The following is a 25,296-nucleotide window of genomic DNA, read 5'->3' as shown; positions in this document are numbered from 1 at the left end:
ACCTGATGCGCTAGGCTTGGGGGGATGGCGTTGGCGCCGGCACAGGGCAGCCGTCGGCAACGGCAACCACCGATCGACAGAGGAGAGGCGGAATGGAGTCAACCGGGTTTGCGCACTGGCTGGTCGTGCTGGTCGAACTGGTCACGACCTTTGCCCTGCTGCTGCTGGCGCTGGTGATCGTGGTGCTGGCGGTGACCTGGGTGGTCGACCGCAACCAGACCGGCAACGCGGTGCTGCGCAACTTCCCGGTGGTCGGCCACTTCCGCTACTGGTTCCTGCACCTGGGCGAGTTCTTCCGCCAGTACCTGTATTCCAGCGACCGCGAGGAGATGCCGTTCAACCGCGCCCAGCGCACCTGGGTCTATCGCGCCGCGAAGAACGTGGACAACACCAATGCATTCGGTTCCAGCCGCGACCTGCGTGCCGAGGGCGTGCCGTTCTTCGTCAACGCGCCGTTCCCCGACCTGGGCATGGACCACGTCGAGCCGGTGCCGGTGACGATCGGTCCCTATGCACGCGAGCCGTACAGCCATGCGGCGTTCTTCAACATCTCGGCGATGAGCTTCGGCGCGTTGTCGGCGCCGGCGGTGCGCGCGCTGTCGCGCGGCGCGGCCAAGGCGGGCATCTGGATGGACACCGGCGAGGGTGGCCTGGCGCCGTACCACCTGGAAGGCGGCTGCGACATCGTCTTCGAGATCGGTACCGCCAAGTACGGCGTGCGCACGCCGGAGGGCAAGCTCGACGACGACAAGCTGCTGGCGATCTGCGCGCACCCGCAGGTGAAGATGGTCAGCATCAAGCTGGGCCAGGGCGCCAAGCCCGGCATGGGCGGCCTGCTGCCCGGCGCCAAGGTCACCGCCGAGATCGCAGCGATCCGCGGCATCCCGGTCGGCGAGGATTCGCAGAGCCCGAACCGGCACCTCGACATCGGCAACGTTGCGCAACTGATGGACAGCATCGGGCATATCCGCGAACTCACCGGCAAGCCGGTCGGCTTCAAGGCGGTGCTGGGCGGCGTGGAGTGGATCGGCGAGCTGTGCGACGAGGTGTGGCGGCGCGGCATCGAGAGCGCGCCGGACTTCATCATCGTCGACGGCTCCGAGGGCGGCACCGGCGCGGCGCCGCAGACCCTGATGGAAGGCGTCGGCCTGCCGCTGCACGAGGCGCTGCCGGCGCTGCTCGACATGCTGATCGTCAAGGGCCTGCGCCAGCGCATCAAGGTGGTCTGCTCGGGCAAGTGCATCACCGCCTACGATGTGGCGTGGGCACTGTCGCTGGGGGCGGACTTCGTCAACTCGGCGCGCGGCTTCATGCTGGCGTTGGGCTGCATCCAGTCGCTGCAGTGCAACCGCAACACCTGTCCCACCGGCATCACCACGCAGGACCCGAAGCTGCAACGCGGCCTGGTGGTCAGCGACAAGAGCGAGCGGGTGTTCCACTATGCGAAGAACGTGATGCACGAGGTCGGCATCATCGCGCACAGCTGCGGCGTCAGCGAACCGCGCCAGCTCAACCGCAGCCATTGCCGCGTCGTGGGCGACGACGGCCTGTCGATCCCGCTGGAGAAGCTGTTTCCGTATCCGCAGGCGCAGAACCCGGCGCGGGAATTCCGGTAGGGCGGGCAGTGCCCGCCGCTGGTTCGCGTGGAGCGGCGGGCACTGTCCGCCCTACGGCATCGCGACCCAGCCAGCTGTGGTGCGGATCTGCATCGGCTTGAAGCGCCGCTTGTAGTCCATCTTCGGGTGGCCGTCGATCCAGAAGCCCAGGTACAGCCACGGCAGGCCGCGGCGGCGGGCCAGCGCCACTTGCTGCAGGATCGCGTAGGTACCGAGCCCGCGCACGGCTTCGTCGGGATCATAGAACGTGTAGACGGCCGAGATGCCGTTGAGGCAGATGTCGGTGACCGCCACCGCGAGCAGGCGTTCGCCCAGGCGCAGCTCCAGGAACAGGGTGGGACTCCACGGTGCGGTGAGGAAGCGGCGGAAGTCGCTGGCCTCGGCGTCGTCCATGCCGCCGCCGGCGTGGCGACTCTGCAGGTAGCGCTCGTACAGCGCGTGGCGTTCGCGGTTGTAGCCGGGAATCGACTCGCTCAGATCCAGATCGGCATTGCGTTTCAGGCAGCGCCGCTGCGCGCGGTCCGGCTGGAAGTTGGCCACGTCGATGCGGCACGGCGTGCAGGCATGGCATTGCGGGCAATTCGGAAAATACAGGTGGCCGCCGGCGCGACGGAACCCGCGTTCCAGCGCCGGGCCGTACAGCTTGTCGAGGTTCGGCGCAGCCGGGTCCAGCACCAGGTTCTGCGCCGTGCGGTCGGCGTAATAGCCGCAGGCATGGGGCAGGGTCTGGAACAGGCGGACTTGGTCGGAGCGGCGCATGGCCGGATTCTATGCCGCCCCCGACGGTGGCGCACCCGGGGTTCAGGTCACACGCGCAGGAAGCGCAGCATCGCCACAGCGAGCACCGCCAGCACGACCAGGATCACGATGCGGCGCACGCGGGTCACCGCGCGGTTGCGCCGTTCCAGCGGGCTGGGGTTGCGCGCGGCGGCCAATTCCTCACCGTAGCGAATCGTCGGCTCGATGCCGATCTCGCGCAGCAGCGCACGGGCCCGGGCGTAGTCGTCGGCGTGAGTGATCCACACCTGCGCCCAACTGCTGCGGTCGTCCTGACGTTGCGAGTAACTGAAGCGCTGCCAGCTCGGGCGGTTGTAGTTGGAGCGGTTTTCCACGGTGGCCGCGATGCCGTGTTCAGCCATCAGGGCGACCACGGTGTCGATGTTTTCCGGGCGGGGCGAGGTATAGATCTGGCGCATGGCTGCAGTTTACTCACTCGCCGCGCACGCGGATCAGGCCTTCCTGCGCGGTGGAGGCGACCAGCCGGCCATCGCGGCTGAAGATCTGCCCGCGCGCCAGGCCGCGGCCACCCTGCGCAGTGGGGCTGTCGAACGAGTACAGCAGCCACTCATCGACGCGGAACGGGCGGTGGAACCACAATGCGTGGTCGAGGCTGGCCATCTGCACATTGTGGGTCATGTACGAGATGCCGTGCGGCAGCGTGGCGGTGCCGATCAGGTGGAAATCCGAGGCGTACGCCAGCAGTGCGCGGTGCAGGATCACCGAATCGTCGATCGGCGAGGTCAGCCGGAACCAGATGTGCTGGATCGGCGGGCGCTTGACCGGGTGCAGCTCGTCGCGCGGCCACACCTGGCGGAACTCGAACGGACCGTCGATGCCCAGCCAGCGCTGCAGTTTCACCGGCAGCCGCGCCAGTTCGTCGGGCGGCAGCGGGTGCAGCGGCTCGATGTCTTCCGGCACCGGCACCTTCGGCATGCCGGTCTGGTGTTCCACGCCCGGTTCGGGCGCCTGGAACGAGATCGAGCCGTTCAGGATCGGCTGGCCGTGCTGGATCGCCACCACCCGGCGCGAGGAGAACGTGCCGCCGTCGCGGGTGCGCTCCACGCTGTAGACGATCGGCGCCTCGATGTCGCCGGCGCGCAGGAAGTAGGCATGCAGCGAATGCGCCTCGCGTGAGGGGTCGACCGTCTTCTGTGCCGCCGCCAGCGCCTGCCCCAGCACCTGGCCGCCGAACACGAAACGCGTGCCGATGTCGCGGCTCTGGCCGCGGAACAGGTTGTCTTCCAGCCGCTCCAGCTGCAGCAGCTCGACGAGTTCGGCGACGTGGTCTTCGCTCATGGCATGTCCTTGCGGGGATTCGCCAGTATAGCGGTGGCGGCATTCGCCGCGGCAGCACACGTCGTGCACCGCTACGGTGGCCGATTGCAGCAGCGGCTGGGCGTCGAACTCCGGCATGGCGGCGGTTTGGAAGAGGCGTTGCAGTCTAGCGTAGCCGCTGCAGGCCGCAGCCCGGGACGATGGCGTCCCAGGGGAACAGCGGGCCGGGGTCGAGCTTGCGGCGGATCTGCAGCGCGGGGTCGTCGCTGGCCGGCATCAGCGCGGTGTCCAGGTCCTCATGGCCGGCGATGCGGCGAAGGTTGGGGAACTCCTCGCGCAATTGCGCCAGCAGTGCACCCAGTGCGGCGATCTGGGCGTCGGCGTACGGTTCGGTCATCTGCTGATGGCGCGAGTCCCACCAGTGCGGATAGCGCCCGCGGTTGACCAGCTCGATGCCGACCGAGTCCGGATTGTGCCCGCGTACGTGGTTCGCCACGCGGGTGCCGGGCACGTAGCGCAGCACCGTGCCGTCGCGGTCGACGTAGTAGTGGCCGCTGTTGCCGCTGCCGCTGGCGTGCAGCACGCGTTCGCCGTATTCGCGTGCGGTGGCCAGGTCGGGCAGTTCGGTGCAGTGGATCACCACCAGCTCGACCGCCGCGGCCGGGCGTTCGGGCAGCAGGTCGACATAGGGTAACGGCTGGTCGCGGAAGGTCAGGGCCATCGGCCAAGTCTCGCATGCGGTGGCCGGGGGCGGAAACGCTGCCTGTTACCATGCACCTCCTGCCTTTTCCGCTTTCCACGGAGCCCGCCATGCGCGGCCAGATCATTCTTTCGCACGGCTCGGATTCCGGTCCGGACGCCACCAAGGTCAGCGCGCTGGCCGCGCTGGCCGCATCGCTGGGCTGGCGCACGCACCGGCCGGACTACCGCGCCGACGACGCACGCGGCCACGCCGCTTCGGTGGCGCCGCGGATCGCCCGCCTGCGCGCCACCGTCGAGGCGCTGGAGGCGCCGCCGCTGCTGGTCGGCTCCAGCATGGGCGCGTTCGTCTCCGGCCTGGTCTCGCTGGACGTGCCGGTGGCCGGTCTGCTGTTGCTGGCTACGCCCAGCGAGATCCCCGGCTATGCGCGCAAGTTCGACTTGCGCGAGGGCGTGCCTGCGCTGCTGATCCACGGCTGGCGCGACGAAGTCTGCCCGCTGGCCGGCACGCACGCATTCGCCGCCCGGCGCCGGCTGCCGCTGCTGGTGCTGGATGACGATCATCGGCTGGGTGCGAGCATGGACATCATTGCGGCGCAGTTCCGCTTGCTGCTGGATCGGTTCACCCCCGCATGAACCACTACTTCGCCACCTGCCCGAAGGGCATGGAATACCTGCTGCGCGACGAACTGGTCGCGCTCGGCGCCGGCGACGTGCGCGAAGCGCTGGCCGGTGCGCATTTTTCCGGCACGCTGGAAACGGCGTACAAGGCCTGTCTGTGGTCGCGCCTGGCCAGCCGCATCCTGCTGCCGCTGGCCGAGTTCGACGCGGCCGACGACGACGCGCTCTATCGCGGCGTGCAGGAAATCGATTGGGGCGTCCACCTGGCGGCGCATGCCACCTTCGCCGTGGATGCCGGTACCGCGCTGAGCAAATTGACGCACAGCCAGTTCGTCGGCCTGCGCGTGAAGGACGCGGTGGTGGACCAGTTCCGCCAGCGCGATGGCTCGCGTCCGGGCATTGATACCGACGAGCCGGACATCCGCATCAACGTGCGCCTGCGCCGCGATCGCGCCACCGTGTCGCTGGACCTGGCCGGCTCGCCGCTGCACCGTCGTGGCTGGCGCGAGGTGCAGGGCGAGGCCCCGCTGAAGGAGAACCTTGCCGCCGCGATGCTGCTGCGCGCGCAGTGGCCTGCGGTGTATGCCGCCGGCGGCGCGCTGCTCGACCCGATGTGCGGCTCGGGCACCCTGCTGATCGAAGGCGCGCTGATGGCGGCCGACGTGGCGCCCGGCTTGCGTCGCGAGTACTTCGGGTTCCTCGGTTGGCAGCAACACGACATCGCGTTGTGGCGCGGTCTGCTGGACGAGGCGAGGCAGCGCGCCGAGGCCGGCCTGCGCGCGCTGCGCCCGTGCTTCTTCGGCAGCGACGCCGACCCGCGCATGGTGCAGACGGCCAAACGCAACGCGCAGGAAGCGGGCGTGGCCGGCTTCTTCACGCTGGACCGGCAGGACGTGGCGCACGCCGCGCCGCCGGCCGGCATCGACTACGGCCTGCTCATCACCAACCCGCCGTACGGCGAACGCCTCGGCGACCGCGTCGAGATGCCGAAGCTGTATCGCGCGCTGGGCGATGCCTTGCGCAACCGCTTCGGCGGCTGGCGCGCCGCGGTGCTGGCCGGCGACGTGGAATTGGGCCGCGCGATGCAACTGCACGCGGACAAACGCTACGCGCTGTACAACGGCGCGCTGGAAACCGTGCTGTTGACGTTCGACCTGAAGCCGCGCGAGGAGAAACCGCGCGAGCCGAAGCCGCTGTCCGCCGGCGCGCAGATGCTGAAGAACCGGCTGGAAAAGAACGTCAGGCACCTGCGCAAGCGGCTCACCCGCGAGGGCATCCACGGCTGGCGCGCCTACGACCAGGACCTGCCCGAGTACGCCGCCGCGATCGACGTCTACGGCGACACGAGCGGCGATGATCACCTGCACATCCAGGAATACCGTGCCCCGGCCGACATCCCCGCCGACGTAGCGCGGCTGCGCCTGCGCGAGGTCGCCCGCGTCGCCGGCGAGGTGCTCGGCGTGCCGCGCGAGCGCATCGCGCTGAAGACCCGCGAGCGTGGCAAGGGCGGTTCCAAGTACGGCCAGTTCGACCAGCGCGGCGAATTCATCGAAGTGGAGGAGGGCGCGCTGAAGTTCCTGGTCAACCTCACCGACTATCTGGATACCGGCCTGTTCCTCGACCACCGGCTGGTGCGCGCCAAGGTGCGCGAGCTGGCACGGGGCCGCTGTTTCCTCAACCTGTTCGCCTACACCGCCACCGCCAGCGTGTACGCCGCGGCCGGCGGCGCGCTGGAAACCACCAGCGTGGACCTGTCGGCTACCTATCTGGAATGGGCCTCGCGCAACCTGGCACTGAACGGTTTCAGCGGGGCACGCCATCGGCTGATGCAGTTCGACGCGCTGGAATTCCTGCAGCGCGACCGCGGCCACTACGGCCTGATCTATGTCGACCCGCCCACCTTCTCGAATTCCAAGCGCGCCGAGGATTTCGACGTGCAGCGCGACCACGTGGCCCTGCTGGAGGCCTGCAACGCGCGGCTGACCCGCGACGGCGTGATCGTGTTCTCCAACAACTTCCGCCGCTTCAGGCTGGACCGCGAGGCGCTGGAGCAGCACTTCGAGATCGAGGACTGGAGTGCTCCCAGCATCCCGTTCGACTTCGCCCGCCGCGCCGACATCCACGGCTGCTGGCTGCTGCGCCGGCGCCAGGCTGTGACCGGGATCAACCCCTGGGATACCGCGCACATCAAAAAATGAACCCTTCAGTGCATATTAAGCGTGATCGGACGAGCATCCGCCCCGTACTACGGAGAACGATCATGACCAAACGCTTCGGTAATGCAAGCAAGCTGGCAGTCATCGGCCTGGCGGTCGCGGCAGCTGTGGCCATGCCGTTGAGCGCATCCGCACATGACCATGATGACTATCGTGGATGGCACGGCGGCTATCACGACTACGATGGCGGCTACCGTCACGGCTACTGGAGCGGCGGCCACTGGATCGCCGGCGCCATCGTCACCGGTGCCGTGGCTGGCCTGGTCAGCAACGCGTTGCGCCCGGCGCCGGTGTATTACGAGGCACCAGTGGTGTACGGGCCGCCGCGCACAGTGATCTACGAGGACGCCCCGATCGTGCGTCGCCGCGTGGTCGAGACCCGCACCGTGGTGTATGGCGACCCGTACCAGATGCGATATGTCGGTGGATATGGCGACGATGACGACGACGATTGATCCGGCGCGCCGGATCATCGCTGCGCAGAATGAAGAGCCCGGCAGGTCCGGGCTCTTCGCGTCTTGACGGTCGACATCTCAGTGCGCCGGCACCACCGTCGGCTGCCCGGCGCTGCTGCCGTGCCGGGCGGCGTGTTCGCCGAGCTGTTTGAAGCGGGCCTTGTCGATCTTGCTGGCCGACTCGATCGCGCATGGCGGCTGGTAGCGCGAGCGCACCGTTTCACCGACCTCGCCGCAGATGCGGCCCCGGTTGACGATGGCGTTGGACGGGTTGGGCCGGAAGATCAGCCCGGGCGGCGGCGTGCCCAGTCGCGGGCAGTCGTTCTGCAGCGTCACCAGGTAATGCTTCGGACCGGTGTGCACGATGGCGGTGCGTGCATCGACGATGTACCACTCGTTGATCTGCGTGGTATCGATGCACTCGTTTGCCGGCAAGGGCGAACGGGCGGTGCCTGGCTTGGCCGCGTGCACGTTACCGACGGCGAGAGCGAACAGCAGGGCGGGAAGAATCGCTTTCATGGGCGTGACCTCGGCGGCTGGCGCGGAGCGGGCAGCGAGGGGCCGGTGGAAGAGCTGCGCTGCAAAGCATCTGCCATCTACATATCACAATAAGTGAACGGTTGGCGCGGCATGCTGGCGGGCATGTTTTTGAACTACCCGCATCGCGAAACGCCCCACGCCGCGACCGCCATGCGGGTGCCGGAAGGGCGATGATGACGACCTGGCAATCGTCCGCGGTGGCGGGCATCGCGGCGCGATTCCACCAGGTACGCCGGTGCACGCTGGAGCTGTGCGCCGGCCTCAGTGCCGAGGACCTGCAACTGCAGTCGATGCCCGACGCCAGCCCCGGCAAGTGGCACCTGGCGCACACCAGCTGGTTCTTCGAGCAGTTCGTGCTGGGCCGCGACCCGGCATATCGACCGCGCGACCCGGCCTGGCATTACCTGTTCAACTCCTACTACCAGTCGGTCGGCCCGATGCATGCTCGGCCGCAGCGCGGCCTGCTGTCGCGGCCGTCGCTGGACGAAGTGCACGACTACCGGCGCCGCATCGACGACGCGGTGGGCGAACTGCTCGGCCGCGATGACGATGCGGGGCTGCTCGAACTGGTCGAGCTGGGCCTGCAGCACGAACAACAGCACCAGGAACTGTTGCTGACCGACATCAAGCACGCGTTCTGGTGCAACCCGCTGCAGCCGGCGTATCGCGCACCGATCGCCGCGGCGGATGCGAAAGCGGTGCCGCTGCATTTCGTCGCGGGCCGCGAGGGCATCGTCGAGATCGGCCACCGCGGCGAGGGCTTCGCGTTCGACAACGAGACTCCGCGCCACCGCACCCTGCTGCAGCCGCACGCGCTGGCCAATCGGCTGGTGACCAATGCGGAGTACCTGGCGTTCGTGCGCGAGGGCGGCTACCGCGAACCCGGACTGTGGCTGTCCGACGGCTGGGCCACGGTGCAGCGAGAGGGCTGGCAGCATCCGCTCTACTGGCAGGACGATCTGGCCAGCGAGTTCACCCTGGCCGGCGTGCGCGCGCTCGATCCGCGCGAGCCGGTGTGCCATCTCAGCTATTACGAGGCCGAGGCGTTCGCGCGCTGGGCCGGCGCGCGGCTGCCCACCGAGGCCGAGTGGGAGTCGGCGGCGCAGTGCGTCGCGATCGACGGCAACCTGCAGGACGCGCAACGCTTCCAGCCGCGTGCGACACAGGGTGGCGCCGACCTGCTGCAGCTGTACGGCGACGTGTGGGAGTGGACCGCCTCGCCCTACATCAACTATCCGGGCTTCCGCCCGCTGCCCGGTTCGCTGGGCGAGTACAACGGCAAGTTCATGTGCGGCCAGTGGGTATTGCGCGGCGGCTCCTGCGCCACCCCGCGCGGTCATATCCGCGCTTCGTACCGCAATTTCTTTCCACCCCAGGCCCGTTGGCAATTCGCCGGGCTGCGACTGGGACAGGACCGATGAGCAGTGTGCAACCCTGTGGCATCAGCGACGACGAACGCCGCCCGCCGAGCAGCGAGCTGCTGGAGGTCGTCCAGCGCGGCCTCGGCGCGAAGCCGAAACGGCTGCCGTCGTGGCTGTTCTACGACGAGCGCGGCTCGGCGCTGTTCGAGCGGATCTGCGAGCAGCCGGAGTACTACCTCACGCGCTGCGAGATCGCGCTGATGGATGAGCACGCGGCCGACATCGCCGATGCACTGGGCAGCGAGGTGCGGCTGGTCGAGTACGGCAGCGGCAACGCGATCAAGACCCGCATGCTGCTCGAGCACCTGCATGCGCCGGTGACCTATGTGCCGGTGGAGATCTCGCCCGAGCCGTTGCGGCAAAGCATCGAACGGCTGGCGGCGGCGTTCCCGCGGCTGCCGCTGCAGCCGTTGTGCGCGGATTTCAGCCGGCCGCTGCGGTTGCCGATCCCGCCGCGGGCGCCGCGGCGCACCGTGCTGTATTTCCCCGGTTCCACCATCGGCAATTTCGAGAACCGCGGGGCCGCCGCGCTGCTGCGCAAGATGCGCAACGAGATGGGCGACGCCGGCGGCATCCTGATCGGGGTGGATCTGAAGAAGGATCCGGCGCTGATCGAGGCGGCCTACAACGACCGCGCCGGCGTCACCGCCGAGTTCACCTTGAACATGCTGGCGCGGCTGAACCGCGAGATCGGCAGCAACTTCGAGCTGTCCGCCTTCGCGCACCGCGCGCACTACAACCCGATGGCCGGGCGCATCGAGACGCATCTCGTCAGTCGCCGCGAGCAGCAGGTGAAGGTGGGTCGCGCGAACGTGCCGTTCCGCGCCGACGAGGCGATCCAGGTCGAGTACAGCTGCAAGTATTCGCTGGAGGATTTCGCCGCGCTGGCCGCCCGCGCCGGGCTGGCCGTGCAGCGCGTGTGGACCGACCCGCAACGGATGTTCAGCGTGCAGTACCTGGTGCGCGCCAGCATGTCGGCGTGACGCCGCGACTGCCTGCCGCCACTTCTTTGTGTAGGGCGGGCACCGCCCGCCGGCTTTCGATTCCGTGACGCAGCAGCGGCGGACAGTGTCCGCCCTACGAAGCCGCTTGCTGCCGCTTCCTTGTGCAGGGCGGGCACCGCCCGCCGGCTTCTGATTCCATGACGCAGCAGCGGCGGACATTGTCCGCCCTACGAAGCGGGAGAGATGCACCCCATCAGTGGACGCCATACAAGGCCTTCACGTCGGCGGTCAGCGCGGACTGGCTGTCGGCACGCGCGTAGAACATGTGGCCACCGGGGTAGTTCTTTACCTGCACGCGGGTCGGGTCGCCCATCGGCGGCATCTGGTCGACGATCAGCACCGAGGCCATGAACGGGCAGGACAGGTCGTCCCAGCCGTGCGCGATCAGCACGCGCAGGCCCGGGTCGTTGGCGACCGCTTCGCGCAGCTGCGACACCGAGCCCTTGTCGGCGTCCTCGTCCTGGTGCCACAGCTTGTTCACCTCGTAGCTGAGCGCGTTGTAGCGGCCGTCGACTTTCCAGCCCACGATGCGGGTGACGAAGTCGACCATCGCGCTGGTGGTGGGAGCGATGATGCCGTTGAGGATCGGGTCGCCGGTCTGCTGATGCGGCGCATACGGGAACGGGTCCCAGGCGGTGACGTTGGAGTCGTAACGGCTGCCCAGCTTGCCTTCGGCGCGGTAAACCTCGCGCAGGTAGGCCTGGGTCTCGATGCGGCCGCCGGAGCGCTTCACGAACAGCGGGTCGAGCCCGGTCAGCTCGGTGACCTTCTTCACCACGCGGTCGGTGGCGTGCGGGTCGGAGCGGCCGCGCATCAGGTCGCTGGCGTATTCGCCGCGGGTGTATTCGATGATTGGCGCCATCGCCTCGGCGCTGAGCCGGTGCTCGCGCTCCAGGTGCGCGGCGGCGATCGAGGGGAGGGTGAGCATCCACGGCAGCGGCGATACGTTCTCGTCGTGGTAGGCCGCCGGATCGAGGTAGGGCGACAGCAGCACCACGCCCTTCATCGCCACGCCGAGCCGGGTCTGCAGGTACTCGGTGATGCGCGGGCCGCGGAAGCCGCCATAGCTCTCGCCGACCAGGTACTTGCGCGAACCCATGCGGCCGTTCTTGACCAGCCAGTCGTAGACGATGCGCGACAGGTACTTGATGTCGCTGTCGGTGCTGTAGAACTGCCTGGTGGCTTCCTTGTCGTCGACCAGGGCGCGGCTGTAGCCGGTGCCGACGGGATCGATGAACACCAGGTCGGTGAAGCCCAGCCAGGTGCCGGGGTTGTCGTGCAGCGTCGCCGGGTCGGACGGGTTGTCGCCCTCGACGCCGAAGTTCACCTTCTTCGGCCCGATCGCACCGAGGTTGAGGTACACCGACGAGGCACCCGGGCCGCCGTTCAGCGCGAACGTCACCGGCCGGTCCTTGCCGGGCATGGTGTAGGCGGTGAACACCACTTCGCCGGTGGTCTTGCCCTTGTCGTCGCGCACCGGCAGCGCACCGACGGTGACCGTGTACTTGAGCGTCTTGCCGTCCACCGTGGCCGATTGCGTCACGTGCGCATCGGCAGGCAGCGGCGGCAGCTGGAAGCCGTCACCACTGCCGCCCGACTCCGCCGCTGCCGGCTTGTGGGTGTCGGCGGCGAGCACCGGGGCAAGGCTGGACCCGGCCAGCACGAAAGCGGCCAGCAGGACGGAGGGCAGGGACTTGCGCACGAGGTTTCCTTGCGGACGAAAGCGGCCAGCTTAACCGGCGGCGCCGCGGCGGAAGTGTGCATAAAGGCATGGGTGGTGGCGCTCAGCGCCGCGCCGCCACGACCGGCTCCGGCCTGGCGAGCGGTGGCGCCACGTGTGCCATCCAGCGCTCGAATGCCAGCATGAAGTCCTGCAGCGACTGCGCGGTGGCCGGGTCGGTCAGCGTGCCGTCGGCACCGGCGGCCGGCGCCGGCGCGCGCTGATCAGCCGCGGGCCAGCGCACCCTCGATGAACTGCGAGAGTTGCGCCGCGTTCAGCGCGCCGGATTGCCGCGCGATCTCGCGGCCCTGCTTCAACATGATCAGGGTGGGGATGCTGCGGATGCCGAAGCGTCCGGCCAGTTGCGGCTGCGCCTCGGTATCCAGCTTGGCCAGCCGCAGGCGTGGTTCGAACTTGCCCGCGGCCTGCACGAACACCGGCGCGAAACCCACGCACGGCCCGCACCACGGCGCCCAGAAGTCCACCAGCACCGGCAGGTCGCCGCGGCCGGCGATGGCGTCGAAATTCGCCGCGGTCAATTCCACCGGGTGGCCTTCGAACAGCGCCTGCTTGCAGCGGCCGCAATTCGGATGCTCGCCCACGCGTTCGGCCGGCACGCGGTTCAGCGCGCCGCAGTGCGGGCAGGGGATGGCCAGCGGTGTACTCATGGCAGACTCCAGTAACGGGCCGGGCGCCAGGCGCCAACGCCGACAAGATGGCGGCGCCCGTTGCCGAAACCAAGGCGAGCCGATATGCCGCGACGTCCCGACGCATCCGCTTCACGCTGGCCGCAGCGAAGCCTGCTTGCGCTGGGCATGCTGTGGACGTTGCCGAACAGCCTGGCCGGCCTGCTGCTGGGCCTGGCTGGCCTTCCCTTCGGCGCGCGGCTGCGCTGGCAGCCGCGCGAGCTGGCGCTGGTGGTGCGGCGCTGGCCGTGCGGCGGCGGGGCGCTGACCCTGGGCAACGTGATCGTGCACACCGGCGAGCGGCTGGACGTGCCGTGCCTCACCTACGCGCATCGCGCCAGCCGCTGCATCGAGCCGCCGGTATCGCTGGCCGACCACGAGCGCGCCCACGTCTGCCAGTACATGCTGCTCGGCCCGCTGTTCCTGCCGCTATACCTGTTGTGCGGCGGCATCAGCGTGCGCAATCCGTTCGAACGCGCCGCCGACCGCTATGCGCGCACGGGGCGCGGCTGGTGGCCGTGGTCGCGGGAAGGCCGCTGAGCCGCTTGCGCGGTCAGGCTGCCGCGCGCGGCACGAAGCGCAGCGCCACCGAGTTCATGCAGTAGCGCAGGCCGGTCGGCCGCGGGCCGTCGTCGAAGACGTGGCCGAGGTGGCTGTCGCAGCCGGCGCAGCTGATCGCGATGCGGTCCATGCCGAACATGCTGTCGTGGCGCTCGATCACGTTGCGGGCGGCGATCGGCTGCCAGAAGCTGGGCCAGCCGGTGCCGGAGTCGAACTCGGTAGCCGCGTCGTACAGCGCGGTGGCGCAGGCGACGCAGCGGAACAGGCCGGGCACGGGGGGCCGTTCGTGCTCGCCGCTGAACGCGCGTTCGGTGCCGTCGCGGCGCATGATCTCGTACGACGCCGGCGCCAGCCGGTGCCGCCATTGCGCGTCGCTCAGCACCAGCTTCGCCACCTTGCGCGCGCCGAGGTCGTGGCCGGCGTCGTCGAAGATTTCCAGCAATACCTCGCCCGGTGTGCCCACTGGGGTGTTCGCCGTCGCATGCAGGCGCGACAGCAGCAGGTCGCCGCCGACGGCCAGCAACGCACCGCCGCCGAGGGCGGCGCGCAGGAAGCGGCGGCGGTCCATCGCGAGGGTTTCGTCGAGCTGTGACATGGCAACCTCCGTGGAGCGGTGGATGGTTCAGCCGAACGTGAACGCGTATGCCTGCACGCCGGGATCGAGGAAGGTGATCTCGAACAGCCGCTCGCCGCTGCCGCTGGCCTGGCGTACCAGCTGGTACAGGCGCTGTCCGGTGATCGTGCCGTTGCCGGCCGCGTCGGTGTCCATGCCGTGGTCGGCGCCGGGCGGCTTGCCGTCGATGCTGACGCGGTAGCGGATCGGCTTGCCGTCCGCCGCCGGGCCGAGCACCAGGTGCAGGTCGCGGCCACGGAAGCGGTAGACGATGGCGCCGCCGGCCCGGTCCAGCTGCGCGTTCTCGTCGTGCACCGTCCAGCGACCGTCGAGCGACCACTGGTCCGCGGCGAGCGAGGAGGGTGCGTGGTAGTCCTGTGCGTCGTCGCGCGCCACCCGACCGCCGACGAAGTTCATCGCGCGGGCGTAGCCGACGTAGGTTTCCGGCGAGCGGGTGGGGTCGTTCGACGCCGCGGCTTCGACGCCGCGATGGTCGTCGCTGACGTAGCCGCCGGGGAGGTTGTTCTGGCCGGCATCGGCCAGCAGCTGGCGGATCACGTCCTCGCTTTCGCGGTACTCGCCTTCGCCGAAGTGGTGGTGGCGGATCTGTCCCTGGGTGTCGATGAAGTAGTGCGCCGGCCAGTATTCGTTGTTGAAGCCTTTCCAGATCGCGTAGTCGTTGTCGAGCGCGACCGGATAGTCGACGCCGAGGTCCTTCACCGCCCTGGCGACGTTGGCCGGGTCCTTCTCGAAGGCGAACTCCGGTGCATGCACGCCGATCACCACCAGGCCGTGTTCCCTGTACTTGTCGGCCCAGCCGCGCACGTACGGCAGCGCGCGGATGCAGTTGATGCAGGAGTAGGTCCAGAAATCGACCAGCACCACCTTGCCGCGCAGCGATTCGGCGCTCAGCGGCGGGCTGTTCAGCCACTGCGTGGCGCCGGCCAGCGAGGGCAGCGTGCCTTCCACCGGCAACGGCTCGCCGGCCTTCGGCGCCGGCTGCGGTGCCGGTGCCGGGCGCACCGCGTTGATCAGCTTCTGCTCGATGCCGCCGGTGCTGGCCAGCGAGACGCGGGTGAGCACGCCGGTGTCCAGGCCCAGCGCGATCGCGGCCACGCCGCACAGCACCAGCACGCCGAGTGCACGGCGCACCCACTCGCCGGCGCCGAGCGAGCGCTTCATCAAGGCGAACACCTTGCCGCCGATCAGCAGCGCCAGGCCCAGCGAGGTGGCCGCGCCGGCGGCATAGGTGAGCAGCAGCAGGGTGGTCTGCACGCTGGCGCCGTTCAGCGCCGCGCCGGTCAGCAGCAGGCCCAGGATCGGCCCCGCGCACGGTGCCCACAGCAGGCCGGTAGCCACGCCGAGGCCGGCCGCGCCCCAGATCGAATCGCCGTCGCTGGCCGAACGCTGCGACAGCCGGTTGCCCAGCGCCACGAACGGGCGGGTGATCCATTCAGCCAGATGGGTCGACAACAGGGTGAGGCCGAGGAAGGCGAGCACCGCCATCGCCACCCAGCGGCCGTACTGGTTCGCGTGCACCGCCCAGCCGCCGCCCAGCGCGGCCAGCGTGGCGACCGCGGCGAAGGTGATCGCCATGCCCAGCAGCATCGGCAGGCCGTTGCGCATGAACGGCCGGTCGGAACGGGCGAACACGAACGGCAGCACCGGCAGGATGCATGGGCTGAGGATGGTCAGTACGCCGCCGAGGTAGGCGAGGATCAGCACGAGCATGGTGGGTATCCGTGGAAGGTTGTCTGGTTATTCGCCGGCGTGCCGACGGCGGTTACCTGCAGGTACGGGGTAACGCCGGGGCCGGATGCGGCGAATAACCCACAGGCGTTCCGCCGTGGAGCGAAGCATGTCGCAAGCCTTGACCGCCACCGCCTGCATGGGTCTAGATAGTGGACTTTCCATGCGGACGAGTCCGGCCCCGACCGTGTCAGCCGATGTCGCCACCGCGAACGACAGCACATCGCCCGAGCGGCGCCGGGCGGCGTGGATGGCGGCTGCGCAGGCCGGTGACCGGCGCGCCTACGAGAGGCTGCTGGCCGATTCGGTGGCGCTGGTCCGCGCCACCGCGCGGCGCCAGGGCGTGGCGCCGGATGGCATGGACGACGTGGTGCAGGAGACCCTGATCACCGTGCACCGGGTACGCCATACCTACGACCCGGGCCGTTCATACGATGCGTGGCTGACCGCGATCGCCAGCCGCCGCGCGATCGACGCACTGCGCCGCCGCGGCCGTCGCGACAGCCGCGAACTGCACGACGACTCCGCGCTCGACCGGCACCAGGACGGCGACGACGCCAGCGCCGCCGCTGAGAACGGCCAGCGCGCGCAGCGCCTGCACGAGGCGATCGCCGAACTGCCGCCGGGCCAGCGCGAGGCGGTGGAACAGTTGGGTCTGCGCGAGCGCTCGCTGAGCGAGGCGGCCGAGTTGACCGGGCGCAGCGCCGGCGCGCTGAAAGTGAATCTGCACCGCGCGTTGAAGGCGTTGCGCGAACGTTTCCATGGAGAACCCTGACGTGATGCCCGAGCCGTCATTCCATGAGGCGCTGATCGACCGTCTCGGCACCGGGCTGGTGCCGGTGCGGCGGCTGTTGCCGCCATGGCTGCGCACCGCCGGCTGGCTACTGCTGGTGCTTGCGCTGGCGGCCGGCTTGCTGCTGCATTACGGCGCGGCCCCGATGCTGCGGCGCTGGGCCGCCACGCCGGACCTGGCCTGGGCCGGCATCGGCGCGGCGATCACCGCGATCTGCGCGGCGTGGGCCGCATTCGCGCTGGGCGTGCCGGGGCGGCGGGCGGCGTGGGCATGGCTGCCGCTGCCCGGCGCCCTGCTGTGGATCGGCGCCAGCGGCCTCGGCTGCCTGCGCACGTGGATCGCGCCGGGGACGCAGATTGCCGGCCTGCACCAGACCGCCGACTGCCTGCTCTTCATCATCGGCTTCTCGGTGCCGTTGTCTGCGTCGCTGATCGTGCTGCTGCGCCGCGCCTGCCCGCTGCGGCCGGTGCTCACGGCGGTGCTGATCGGGCTGGCCAGCGCGGCCGCCTCGGCCAGCCTGCTGGAGATCTGCCACGCCTACGATTCGGCCGCCACCGACCTGTTGACGCATGCGCTGGCGGTGGCCGCGGTGGTCGCCGTAAACGCCGCGATGGGCGGGCGGCTGCTGTCGAAAGCCTGAAGTCGCGCGGCTGCCGTAGGGCGGGCAATGCCCGCCGGTTTGTCGCAATGTCGCAAGGCAAGAGCCGGCGGGCGGTGCCCACCCTACGCGGCTCGCGACGCGTGTGATGCTTGGTCCGAATCCCGGCTCAATCGCGGAAGTTGTCGAACTGCAGCGGCAGTTCCACGTCGGCCTTGCGCAGCACCGCCATCGCCAGTTGCAGGTCGTCGCGCTTCTTGCCGCTGACGCGCAGCTTGTCGCCGTTGATCTGCGCCTCGACCTTGAGCTTGGCCGCCTTCAGCTCGGCCACCAGCTTCTTCGCCACCGGCTGCTCGATACCCTGCTTCACGGTGATCTTCTGCCGCGAGCCGCCCAGGTTGGTTTCCGGATCGCCTGCGTCGAGCGCGCGGATGTCGATCTTCCGCGCGGTCAGCCGGCCGCGCAGGATGTCCAGCATCTGCTGCAGCTGGAATTCACTGGGCGCGCTCTGGGTGATCACGCCGTCGTCCAGCACGTACTTCGCGTCCACGCCCTTGAAGTCGAAGCGTGTGGCCAGCTCGCGGTTGGCCTGGTCGATCGCATTGGTCAGCTCGTGCTTGTCGACTTCGGAGATCACGTCAAAGGAAGGCATGGCGGCGGCTCGCTGGCAACTGAAGACCAGAGTGTAAGCGATGCGGCTGGGCGATAATGCGCGACTTTCCTTTCGTCATCCCGGCGAAAGCCGGGACTCAGTGCCTTTCGCGCGGTGATGAGTCGCTGGATGACCAGCTGCGCTGTTGTAAAGCGCCTCCGGCCTGCGCCGGAATGACGAACAAGGGCAAGGCGGTGCAATCATGGTGAGTTCTTGAAAACCGACGTGTTGATCATCGGCGCAGGCGCCGCGGGCCTGATGTGTGCGATCGCCGCCGGCCAGCGCGGCCGCCGCGTGCTGCTGGTCGACCATGCCAACAAGATCGGCAAGAAGATCTTGATGTCCGGCGGCGGACGCTGCAATTTCACCAACATGGGCGCCACGCCGGCGAACTACCTGTCGGCCAACCCGCATTTCGCCAAGTCGGCGCTGGCGCGCTACACGCCGTGGGATTTCATCGCGCTGGTCGAGAAGCATCGCATCGCCTACCACGAGAAGGAACTGGGCCAGCTGTTCTGCGACGACTCGTCGAAGCAGATCGTGCGCATGCTGCTGGACGAGTGCGTCGCGGCTGGTGTCGTGGTGGAAGCGAACTGCGGCGTGCAGCGCGTGCGCAGGACGCCGGAAGGCTTCGGCGTGCTCACCGCGCGCGGCGAGGTGCATGCCGGGTCGCTGGTGGTCGCCTCGGGTGGCCTGTCGATCCCCAGCATGCGTGCCAGCGGCTTCGGCTACGAACTGGCGCGGCAGTTCGGCCACGCCGTGCTGCCCACGCGCGCGGGCCTGGTGCCATTGACCCTGAGCGGCAAGCACCAGGAGCATTACCAGGACCTCGCCGGCGTGGCGCTGCCCGCGGTGGAGGCGCGGGTCGGCAGGCAGGGCTTCCGCGGCGGCCTGCTGTTCACCCACCGCGGGATCAGTGGCCCGGCGATCCTGCAGATTTCCTCGTACTGGCAGCCGGGCGACGACCTGCGCATCGATCTGCTGCCGGAGCTCGACGTCAGCGCGTACCTGGTCGAACAACGCATGGCGCGGCCGCTGGCCGAACTGAAGACCGTACTCGGCGAGGTGCTGCCGAAGCGCCTGGCGCAACGCCTGTGCGAACAATGGTTCGACCATCGGCCGATGCGCCAGTACCGCGCGGCCGAACTGGTACAGGTCGGTGCGCAGCTCAACGCCTGGCCGATCACCGCCAGCGGCACCGAAGGCTACCGCACCGCCGAGGTCACCCTGGGCGGCGTCGACACCGACGGCCTCTCCTCCAGCACCATGCAGTCGAAACAGGTGCCGGGGCTGTATTTCATCGGCGAGGTGGTCGACGTCACCGGCTGGCTCGGCGGCTACAACTTCCAGTGGGCGTGGGCCTCGGGGCAGGCGGCGGGAACAGTGGCGTGAGGCGGTGGATTTCGCGTGGATTGAATACCCCGCGTGCTTCACTGTGCGCTGGTTTCGACACGAGAACACCCGCATGAAGGTCGGATTCATCGGACTCGGCGCGATGGGCAGTGCGATGGCCAGCAACCTGCTGGCGGCCGGCCACACGCTGACGGTGTGGAACCGCTCGGTGGCGGCCACCGAACCGCTGGTCTCGCTGGGCGCGAAGATGGCGAAGACCGCCGACCGCGCGGCGCAGGGCGAAGTGCTGTGCAGCATGCTGGCGAACGACCAGGCGGTACGCGAGGTGTTCCTCGATGGCGGCCTGCTCGACGCGATGGATCCCGGCATCGTGCACGTCAACCACGCCACGATCTCGGTCGCGCTGGCGCAGGAGCTGGCCGCGGAACACGGCAGACGCGGACTGGAGTACGTCGCTGCACCGGTGTTCGGTCGCCCGGACATGGCTGCCGCGGCCAAGCTGAATGTCGTGGTGGCCGGCAAGCCGGGCGCCGTCGAGCGGATACGCCCGTTGCTGGAGGCCATGGGCAGCCGGGTGTGGCCGCTTGGCGAAGCGCCGGAGCGCGCCAACGTGGTGAAGATCGCGGGCAACTTCATGCTGGCCAGTGCCATCGAAAGCATGGCCGAAGCCACCGCGCTGACCCGTGCCTACGGTGTCGGCGCGGCGGATTTCCTCGAGGTGATGACGAGCACCCTGTTCGCCGCGCCGGCCTATCAGGGCTACGGGAAATTGATCGCCGAGCAGCGCTTCAAGCCGGCCGGGTTCGCGTTGCCGCTGGGCTGCAAGGACATGGGGCTGGCGCTGGCGGCGGGAGACGCGCAGCGCGTGCCGCTGCCGTTCGCCGGCGTGCTGCGCGATGCCATGCTGGAGGCGCTGGCCGCCGGCGACGAGGAGCTGGACTGGTCGGCGCTGGCGCTGGTCGCCGCGCGGCGGGCGCATCTGGACGAACGCGGATGACCCTGCATCCGGATCGTGTGGCCTTGTCGGGCGGCCGCTATGGTTGCCACTCCAGCGTGCCGTCGACCACAGCATGGCTGCGTCCGCCGACCCAGATCGCGTTGCCGTCGATGTGCACGATCAGTTGTGCGTCGTGGCCGATCTCGCGGCCCTGGCTGACCTTGTAGCCGCGGGCCAGCGGGCCGTGCGGTTCGGCGTGGGCGATGTAGGCGGCGATCAGGCCGTTGGCCGCGCCGGAGGCGGGGTCCTCGACGATGCCCACGCCTGCTGGGAATGCGCGCACCACCAGCTGGTAATCAGGTTGACGGCTTCTTGCGAACGCACACAGGCCCATGCTGTCGCTGGCCTGCGCCAGCGCGGCGACCGCCGCATGGTCGGGTTGCCACGCGCGCAGGCCGGTTTCGTCGGCCAGCTCGGCCAGCCACCAGCGGCGCCCGCCGTCGACCAGCGCCGGCGGCAGTACGCCCAGCCCGCCGCTGCCTGCCAGCGCGGCCGCCAGCAGCGGGTGGGCGTCGCGGCCGGTGTCGAGCACGCGCTCGCCCGGCGACTGCAGCAGCAATTCGCGCTCGGCGCCATCGCCCACGATGCGGATCGGCAGCACGCCGGCGCCGCATTCCTGCCACAGCAGGCCATCGCGCGGTTCGGCCAGGCCACAGGCGAGCGCGGCGTGCGCGCTGCCGATGCTGGGGTGGCCGGCGAACGGGATTTCCTTGTGCGGGGTGAAGATGCGCACGCGGTAGCTGGTCCGCGGATCGGTCGGCGGCAGCAGGAAGGTGGTCTCGACCAGCGCCGTCCAGCGTGCGAAGCGCTGCATGGCTTCGGTGCTCCAGACGTCGGCGCCGATCACCACGCCCAGGTGGTTGCCGCCGCCCGGAGTGGCGGCAAAGACGTCCAGATGCAGGTAGCGAAGCGAAGTCATGGGATCCATCGGGCGACCGGTGGCCGCATGAAACGGCGCATGATAGCCGGCTGCCGCCGACCGGGGCAGTGATTTTTCGTCATATCCATGCGGCCGTGCCGGCATGAGCGACCGCACCGGGAAGTCGACAAGCCGCGGCGGTGACGCCAAGATGCCCGCTTTGGCTGCACGACGCGGAACCGCCCATGCCGATCACCCTGGTCATCATCGCCATCACCTGCATCGTCTCGTTCATGGCGTTCAACAACAGCCGCCTGATGAACGACCTGATCCTGTGGCCGCCGGCGATCGCCCGCCAGCGTGAATACCATCGCCTGGTGACCTACGGGTTGGTGCACGCGGATTTCGGGCACCTGCTGTTCAACATGATCACGCTGTTCTTCTTCGGCCGGGTGATGGAGGGTTTTTTCACCGCGCGGCTGGGTACGCTCGGCTTCGCGCTGTTCTACATCGGCGGCCTGGTGGTCTCGATCCTGCCGACCTACCTGAAGAACCGCGGCAACCCGAACTACCGCAGCCTCGGCGCCTCCGGCGCGGTGTCGGCGGTACTGTTCGCCTTCATCCTGCTGGCGCCGTGGTCGCGCATCATCGTGCTGGTGATACCGATGCCGGCAATCGTCTACGCGGTGCTGTACACCGGCTACTCGATCTACATGGACCGGCGCGGCCAGGGCAACGTGAACCACAGCGCGCACCTGTGGGGCGCGGCGTACGGCATCGTCTTCACCCTGCTGGCGGAGCCGCGCGTGCTGCCGCATTTTCTCGATGCACTGGCCCATCCCGGCTTCCGCGGATGAACGGTTACCGCGCTGCGCAATGCCCGCCGTAGTCGGGGCGTGCATACTGGGAGCGGTTGCATCGATCACCGCAGGAGAATGAGCGCATGGCTATGACCCGCAAGTCGGCCGCGAAGAAATCCGCGGCAAAGAAAACGTCCGCCGCGAAAACCCCGGCGAAGAAGGCCGCGTCGCGCAAGGCGGCGGCGAAGAAGGTCGCTACGAGGAAGGTCGCGGCAGGGAAGGTGGCGACGAAGAAACCTGTAGCGAAGAAGCAGGCAGCGAGGAAGGCCGCACCAGGGAAGAGCGCAGCGAAAAAGGTCGCTGGCCGGAAAACGGCTGCAAAGAAAGTCGTCGCGAAAAAAGCGGCTGCCCGCAAGCCGGCGGCCACCAAGGCAGCGAAGAGGCCGCCGGCAAAGGCTGCCGTCAAATCGGCGATCGCGGCGAAGAGGCCGGTTGCGCCCGGGAAGCCTGTGCCGCAACAGGCGCCGCTTCAGCACATCAGCCAGGAGGATGCGGTAGCGAAGATCCAGGCGCTGCTTGGGGCCAGGCAGGAACGCGTCCGGCAGGGGCCGGGCTGGCCGGATGCGAATCCGTCGCTGCCGGTTTCGGGTGGCGCCGACCTGCACCCGCCGTTGTCGATGGAAGCGGGCGGCACCGATGGACGCGTGCTGGCCGCCCAGCGCGGCGAGCAGGGCAAGCGCAAGGGCTGACTGGCGGCTTTGCGGATCGCTGCCCGGCGGGACATGGCTGGCGGGTAAATGCCGCACGGCCACGCGTCGCAAACTCAGTACGCGTTCAAGCTGCGCGCCCTAGTTTGGCATCGTCACTCCTCTGAGGGAGGCGGATCATGAAACGCCTGCTGGCCAGCCTCGCCCTGATCACTGCCGTCGCGGTGGTCTCGGGCTGTTATTACGATCCGGGTTACAGCTACGTGCGCGGCTCCGGCTACGTCGGCGATGCCTACTATGGCGACGGCGGCAGTGCCTATGTCGTGACGCCGGGTTACTACGACGGCTATTACGACAGCTATTACGGCGGCTACTACGGCAACGGATATTACGGCTGCTGCTACGCACCCGGCGTCAGCGTGGGCGTCGGCAGCGTATGGTACGGCGGCTCGCGCTATCGCCAGGATGGCTACCGCGACGATCACCGTGACTATCGGGGTCATGCCGGCCAGTGGCAGGGTCGCCGCGACGGTGACCGCCGGGACCGCGGCGACCACGATGACCGCAGCAACCATCGCGGACGCGATCGCGACCACGATGATCACCGCTGAGGCATGAGACACCACGGAGGGATGCCCCGGTTCCGATGGCCGTCGCGGCGCCGTTTTCCAAGGCTCATCGTCATCGTGGCGATGGGCCTTTTGCTGTGCGCTTGCGGCGGCCTGCGCTACTACGCCCAGGCCGTGCGCGGACAGGGCGAGCTGATCGCCCATCGGCGTGCGGTCAGTGCCTTGCTGCAGGATCCGGCCACCGATCCGCAGCTTGCCGCACGCCTGCAACGTGCGCAGCAGGCGCGCCAGTTCGCCTCGCAACAGCTTGGCCTGCCGGACAACCGCAGCTATACCGGCTACGTGGTGCTGGACCGGCCGTATGTGGTGTGGAACGTGTTCGCCGCGCCGCGCTATTCGGTGGAGGCGGTGCCGCAGTGCTTTCCGGTGGCCGGCTGCGTGGCCTATCGCGGCTGGTTCGGGGAAGCCGATGCGAAGGCCGATGCGGCGCGGCTGCAGGCGCGCGGCGATGACGTGTGGATCGGCGGCGTGCCGGCGTATTCCACCCTGGGCTGGTTCGCCGATCCGATCCTGTCGAGCATGCTGCGCTGGGACGACGACGAGCTGGACGGCACCATCTTCCACGAGCTGGCACACCAGCGGATTTACCTGAAGGGCGATACCGCGTTCAACGAATCCTTTGCGACCTTCGTGCAGAACGAGGGACTGCGTGAATGGCGCCAGTCGCGCGGCTTGCCACCGGGCGACGGCAACGCGCAGGCGATGGGCGACGGCTTCACCCGGCTGGTGCTGGACTTGCGCGCGCGGCTGAAAACCCTGTACGCCAGCGGCATGGACGCCGCGTCGATGGAGGCCGGCAAGCAGCGCGAGATCGCGGCGTTCCGCGCCCGCTACGCCAAGTGGCGCGACCGGGACTGGCCGGGTGAACACCGCTACGATGCCTGGGTTGCCCGGCCCATCAACAACGCGCGGCTGCTGCCGTTCGGTCTGTACGACCGCTGGACGCCGGCGTTCGCCGCGCTGTTCCGGCATGCCGGGCAGCGCTGGCCGGCGTTCTACGCCGACGTGCGCGAGCTCGCGCGGAAGCCGCCGGCACAACGCGAGCAGGCGTTGCGGCAATGGTGCGCGGGGAACTGTTCCGACGGGAACTGAAGGGCCGGCGGCCACCGCTGGATCCGCGCATCAGTGGGCCGGCTTTCGCCCCGCCATGTGCCGCAGGTAGGCCAGCACGGCATCGAGGTCGGCATCGGACAGCGCGTGCGTGTCGAGCCCGGGCATCTTCGCTTGCGGCCATTGGCGCAGCGACTGCGGATCGCGGATGAACGCGCGCAGCAGGTCGGCGCGCAGGTATTCGGTGGGGTTGTGTGGGAAGTTCAGATCCGGGCCGAGCCTGGCATCGCCCTGGCCGTTGAGCGTGTGGCAGGCGAAGCAGGTACGCTGGAACACGGCGAAGCCGCGTCGTACCTCGCTGCCGCCCGGCAGCGAGGGATCGGGCAGGATCGCCGGAAAGCGTTCGGCCACGCCGCCCAGTCGGCGGATGCTCGCCAGCTGATACGGCCATTGTTCCGGGCCGATGCGCGCAGCCTGCGGCCGCGTCCACACCACGTAGAACGGCCCAGCGCCGCCGTGCCCGGGCAAGGCAGGCCACGGCCGGGCCGGATCCTCGACCGCCAGCCACGCTTCGCTGCCCAGCCTGTTCAACAGCAACGCGGCGGGGATCTCGGCCGCAAAGCCGTCGGCGGCGACGAACTGCAGATGGTCGCCTGCCGCGACGCCTCCAAGCAGGGCGGTCAGCGGCACGGCGCGGTAGCGCATCGGGCGATGGAACGCGACATCCATCGGCACCTCGATCATGCGTGCGTCGCCCCGCTCGAGCAGGGCCTCGGTCCGATAGGTCACGATGCCGTGGCCGAGATCGATCCTCAGCTCGGCCGCCGCCGCGGGTCGGGCCAGGCACAGCGCGATCAGGCACAGGACGATCAGCTTCATGGCCGGTTCCGGCAGGAGATGGT

Annotated in this window: 28 protein-coding genes; 15 read left to right on the top strand and 13 right to left on the bottom strand. The window is 69.1% G+C overall.

The annotated features are described in order from the left end of the window. Nucleotides 1–92 precede the first annotated feature (92 nt). Complete coding sequence (locus AC1Q5A_RS00685) at nucleotides 93–1,616, top strand: FMN-binding glutamate synthase family protein (RefSeq protein ID WP_492697231.1); 1,524 nt, start codon at nucleotides 93–95, stop codon at nucleotides 1,614–1,616. Between the two features lie 51 nt (nucleotides 1,617–1,667). On the opposite strand, the gene AC1Q5A_RS00680 is transcribed toward AC1Q5A_RS00685, so the two are convergent. The 4 genes from AC1Q5A_RS00680 to AC1Q5A_RS00665 all read right to left on the bottom strand — a co-directional run bounded on the left by AC1Q5A_RS00680 (nucleotide 1,668) and on the right by AC1Q5A_RS00665 (nucleotide 4,392). Further along, nucleotides 1,668–2,375, bottom strand: a complete 708-nt coding sequence (locus tag AC1Q5A_RS00680; RefSeq protein WP_492697229.1) for an arginyltransferase — start codon at nucleotides 2,373–2,375, stop codon at nucleotides 1,668–1,670. 47 nt (nucleotides 2,376–2,422) lie between these two features. Next, nucleotides 2,423–2,812 (bottom strand): DUF2007 domain-containing protein, encoded by a 390-nt coding sequence (locus AC1Q5A_RS00675; protein WP_114341527.1) that lies wholly within the window; start codon nucleotides 2,810–2,812, stop codon nucleotides 2,423–2,425. Nucleotides 2,813–2,825: 13 nt separating this feature from the next. Continuing rightward, nucleotides 2,826–3,692 (bottom strand): acyl-CoA thioesterase, encoded by an 867-nt coding sequence (locus tag AC1Q5A_RS00670; protein ID WP_492697227.1) that lies wholly within the window; start codon nucleotides 3,690–3,692, stop codon nucleotides 2,826–2,828. A gap of 145 nt (nucleotides 3,693–3,837) precedes the next feature. Then, a complete protein-coding gene (locus AC1Q5A_RS00665) occupies nucleotides 3,838–4,392 on the bottom strand; it encodes an N-acetylmuramoyl-L-alanine amidase (protein ID WP_492697225.1) in 555 nt (184 codons plus the stop codon). An 89-nt stretch (nucleotides 4,393–4,481) separates the two neighbouring features. Between AC1Q5A_RS00665 and AC1Q5A_RS00660 the strand changes: the two genes are divergently transcribed. The 3 genes from AC1Q5A_RS00660 to AC1Q5A_RS00650 all read left to right on the top strand — a co-directional run bounded on the left by AC1Q5A_RS00660 (nucleotide 4,482) and on the right by AC1Q5A_RS00650 (nucleotide 7,662). Then, nucleotides 4,482–5,006: an alpha/beta fold hydrolase gene (locus AC1Q5A_RS00660; RefSeq protein WP_492697223.1), complete on the top strand. Its 525-nt coding sequence runs from the start codon at nucleotides 4,482–4,484 to the stop codon at nucleotides 5,004–5,006. Then, on the top strand, nucleotides 5,003–7,189 hold the full coding sequence (gene rlmKL / locus AC1Q5A_RS00655) for a bifunctional 23S rRNA (guanine(2069)-N(7))-methyltransferase RlmK/23S rRNA (guanine(2445)-N(2))-methyltransferase RlmL (protein ID WP_492697221.1): 2,187 nt from the start codon (nucleotides 5,003–5,005) through the stop codon (nucleotides 7,187–7,189). Before AC1Q5A_RS00660 ends, rlmKL begins: the two co-directional genes overlap by 4 nt. A 62-nt stretch (nucleotides 7,190–7,251) precedes the next feature. Continuing rightward, on the top strand, nucleotides 7,252–7,662 hold the full coding sequence (locus tag AC1Q5A_RS00650; RefSeq protein ID WP_492697219.1) for a hypothetical protein: 411 nt from the start codon (nucleotides 7,252–7,254) through the stop codon (nucleotides 7,660–7,662). A gap of 78 nt (nucleotides 7,663–7,740) precedes the next feature. On the opposite strand, the gene AC1Q5A_RS00645 is transcribed toward AC1Q5A_RS00650, so the two are convergent. Beyond that, entirely contained in the window at nucleotides 7,741–8,181 is a 441-nt protein-coding gene (locus AC1Q5A_RS00645) for a DUF6491 family protein (RefSeq protein WP_492697217.1), read from the bottom strand. Nucleotides 8,182–8,375: 194 nt separating this feature from the next. Between AC1Q5A_RS00645 and egtB the strand changes: the two genes are divergently transcribed. Together egtB and egtD are read left to right on the top strand one after the other, a co-directional pair. Next, nucleotides 8,376–9,623 (top strand): ergothioneine biosynthesis protein EgtB, encoded by a 1,248-nt coding sequence (gene egtB, locus AC1Q5A_RS00640; RefSeq protein ID WP_492697215.1) that lies wholly within the window; start codon nucleotides 8,376–8,378, stop codon nucleotides 9,621–9,623. Beyond that, a complete protein-coding gene (gene egtD, locus AC1Q5A_RS00635; protein WP_492697213.1) occupies nucleotides 9,620–10,606 on the top strand; it encodes an L-histidine N(alpha)-methyltransferase in 987 nt (328 codons plus the stop codon). The genes egtB and egtD overlap by 4 nt, the downstream gene beginning before the upstream one ends. A 214-nt stretch (nucleotides 10,607–10,820) precedes the next feature. On the opposite strand, the gene AC1Q5A_RS00630 is transcribed toward egtD, so the two are convergent. From AC1Q5A_RS00630 to trxC, 3 genes are all read right to left on the bottom strand, one after another. Continuing rightward, complete coding sequence (locus tag AC1Q5A_RS00630) at nucleotides 10,821–12,329, bottom strand: S10 family peptidase (protein ID WP_492697210.1); 1,509 nt, start codon at nucleotides 12,327–12,329, stop codon at nucleotides 10,821–10,823. Between the two features lie 82 nt (nucleotides 12,330–12,411). Next, complete coding sequence (locus AC1Q5A_RS00625) at nucleotides 12,412–12,591, bottom strand: hypothetical protein (protein WP_492697208.1); 180 nt, start codon at nucleotides 12,589–12,591, stop codon at nucleotides 12,412–12,414. Further along, the gene (gene trxC / locus AC1Q5A_RS00620; protein WP_492697206.1) at nucleotides 12,572–13,015 is read right to left on the bottom strand and encodes a thioredoxin TrxC; all 444 of its coding nucleotides are present in this window, start codon (nucleotides 13,013–13,015) and stop codon (nucleotides 12,572–12,574) included. The genes AC1Q5A_RS00625 and trxC overlap by 20 nt, the downstream gene beginning before the upstream one ends. An 84-nt stretch (nucleotides 13,016–13,099) precedes the next feature. Here trxC and AC1Q5A_RS00615 point away from each other — a divergent pair, with 84 nt between their 5' ends. Continuing rightward, entirely contained in the window at nucleotides 13,100–13,573 is a 474-nt protein-coding gene (locus AC1Q5A_RS00615) for a hypothetical protein (protein WP_492697204.1), read from the top strand. A gap of 13 nt (nucleotides 13,574–13,586) precedes the next feature. Here AC1Q5A_RS00615 and msrB read toward each other — a convergent pair whose 3' ends face one another. Further along, entirely contained in the window at nucleotides 13,587–14,189 is a 603-nt protein-coding gene (gene msrB, locus AC1Q5A_RS00610) for a peptide-methionine (R)-S-oxide reductase MsrB (RefSeq protein ID WP_492697201.1), read from the bottom strand. A gap of 27 nt (nucleotides 14,190–14,216) precedes the next feature. Continuing rightward, entirely contained in the window at nucleotides 14,217–15,938 is a 1,722-nt protein-coding gene (locus AC1Q5A_RS00605) for a cytochrome c biogenesis protein DipZ (RefSeq protein ID WP_492697198.1), read from the bottom strand. A gap of 205 nt (nucleotides 15,939–16,143) precedes the next feature. Between AC1Q5A_RS00605 and AC1Q5A_RS00600 the strand changes: the two genes are divergently transcribed. Both AC1Q5A_RS00600 and AC1Q5A_RS00595 read left to right on the top strand, forming a co-directional pair. Then, nucleotides 16,144–16,731, top strand: a complete 588-nt coding sequence (locus tag AC1Q5A_RS00600) for an RNA polymerase sigma factor (protein WP_492697195.1) — start codon at nucleotides 16,144–16,146, stop codon at nucleotides 16,729–16,731. A gap of 4 nt (nucleotides 16,732–16,735) precedes the next feature. After that, complete coding sequence (locus AC1Q5A_RS00595; protein WP_492698075.1) at nucleotides 16,736–17,389, top strand: NrsF family protein; 654 nt, start codon at nucleotides 16,736–16,738, stop codon at nucleotides 17,387–17,389. A 127-nt stretch (nucleotides 17,390–17,516) separates the two neighbouring features. Here AC1Q5A_RS00595 and AC1Q5A_RS00590 read toward each other — a convergent pair whose 3' ends face one another. Further along, entirely contained in the window at nucleotides 17,517–17,999 is a 483-nt protein-coding gene (locus AC1Q5A_RS00590) for a YajQ family cyclic di-GMP-binding protein (RefSeq protein ID WP_492697193.1), read from the bottom strand. Nucleotides 18,000–18,212: 213 nt separating this feature from the next. Here AC1Q5A_RS00590 and AC1Q5A_RS00585 point away from each other — a divergent pair, with 213 nt between their 5' ends. Together AC1Q5A_RS00585 and AC1Q5A_RS00580 are read left to right on the top strand one after the other, a co-directional pair. After that, a complete protein-coding gene (locus AC1Q5A_RS00585) occupies nucleotides 18,213–19,391 on the top strand; it encodes a BaiN/RdsA family NAD(P)/FAD-dependent oxidoreductase (RefSeq protein WP_492697191.1) in 1,179 nt (392 codons plus the stop codon). 43 nt (nucleotides 19,392–19,434) lie between these two features. Continuing rightward, on the top strand, nucleotides 19,435–20,349 hold the full coding sequence (locus AC1Q5A_RS00580) for an NAD(P)-dependent oxidoreductase (protein ID WP_492697189.1): 915 nt from the start codon (nucleotides 19,435–19,437) through the stop codon (nucleotides 20,347–20,349). Between the two features lie 37 nt (nucleotides 20,350–20,386). On the opposite strand, the gene AC1Q5A_RS00575 is transcribed toward AC1Q5A_RS00580, so the two are convergent. Continuing rightward, nucleotides 20,387–21,268, bottom strand: coding sequence for a PhzF family phenazine biosynthesis protein (locus AC1Q5A_RS00575; RefSeq protein ID WP_492697187.1), 882 nt, complete (start codon nucleotides 21,266–21,268; stop codon nucleotides 20,387–20,389). A gap of 185 nt (nucleotides 21,269–21,453) precedes the next feature. On the opposite strand from AC1Q5A_RS00575, the gene AC1Q5A_RS00570 reads away from it, so the two are divergent. The 4 genes from AC1Q5A_RS00570 to AC1Q5A_RS00555 all read left to right on the top strand — a co-directional run bounded on the left by AC1Q5A_RS00570 (nucleotide 21,454) and on the right by AC1Q5A_RS00555 (nucleotide 24,436). Continuing rightward, nucleotides 21,454–22,065: a rhomboid family intramembrane serine protease gene (locus AC1Q5A_RS00570; protein ID WP_492697186.1), complete on the top strand. Its 612-nt coding sequence runs from the start codon at nucleotides 21,454–21,456 to the stop codon at nucleotides 22,063–22,065. Nucleotides 22,066–22,151: 86 nt separating this feature from the next. Beyond that, nucleotides 22,152–22,757 (top strand): histone H1-like repetitive region-containing protein, encoded by a 606-nt coding sequence (locus AC1Q5A_RS00565; protein WP_492697183.1) that lies wholly within the window; start codon nucleotides 22,152–22,154, stop codon nucleotides 22,755–22,757. A gap of 137 nt (nucleotides 22,758–22,894) precedes the next feature. After that, on the top strand, nucleotides 22,895–23,326 hold the full coding sequence (locus AC1Q5A_RS00560) for a hypothetical protein (protein WP_492697181.1): 432 nt from the start codon (nucleotides 22,895–22,897) through the stop codon (nucleotides 23,324–23,326). An 81-nt stretch (nucleotides 23,327–23,407) separates the two neighbouring features. Beyond that, the gene (locus AC1Q5A_RS00555; RefSeq protein ID WP_492698074.1) at nucleotides 23,408–24,436 is read left to right on the top strand and encodes an aminopeptidase; all 1,029 of its coding nucleotides are present in this window, start codon (nucleotides 23,408–23,410) and stop codon (nucleotides 24,434–24,436) included. Nucleotides 24,437–24,466: 30 nt separating this feature from the next. Here AC1Q5A_RS00555 and AC1Q5A_RS00550 read toward each other — a convergent pair whose 3' ends face one another. Beyond that, nucleotides 24,467–25,273 carry a cytochrome c gene (locus AC1Q5A_RS00550; protein WP_492697177.1) on the bottom strand — a complete coding sequence of 269 codons (807 nt, stop codon included), beginning with the start codon at nucleotides 25,271–25,273 and terminating at the stop codon, nucleotides 24,467–24,469. Nucleotides 25,274–25,296 lie beyond the last annotated feature (23 nt).

This window comes from Rhodanobacter sp. GW835-FHT13D09 (assembly GCF_058793995.1).
Note: the sequence above shows the minus strand (reverse complement) of the source record. Positions and strands in the feature narration are given on the sequence as shown.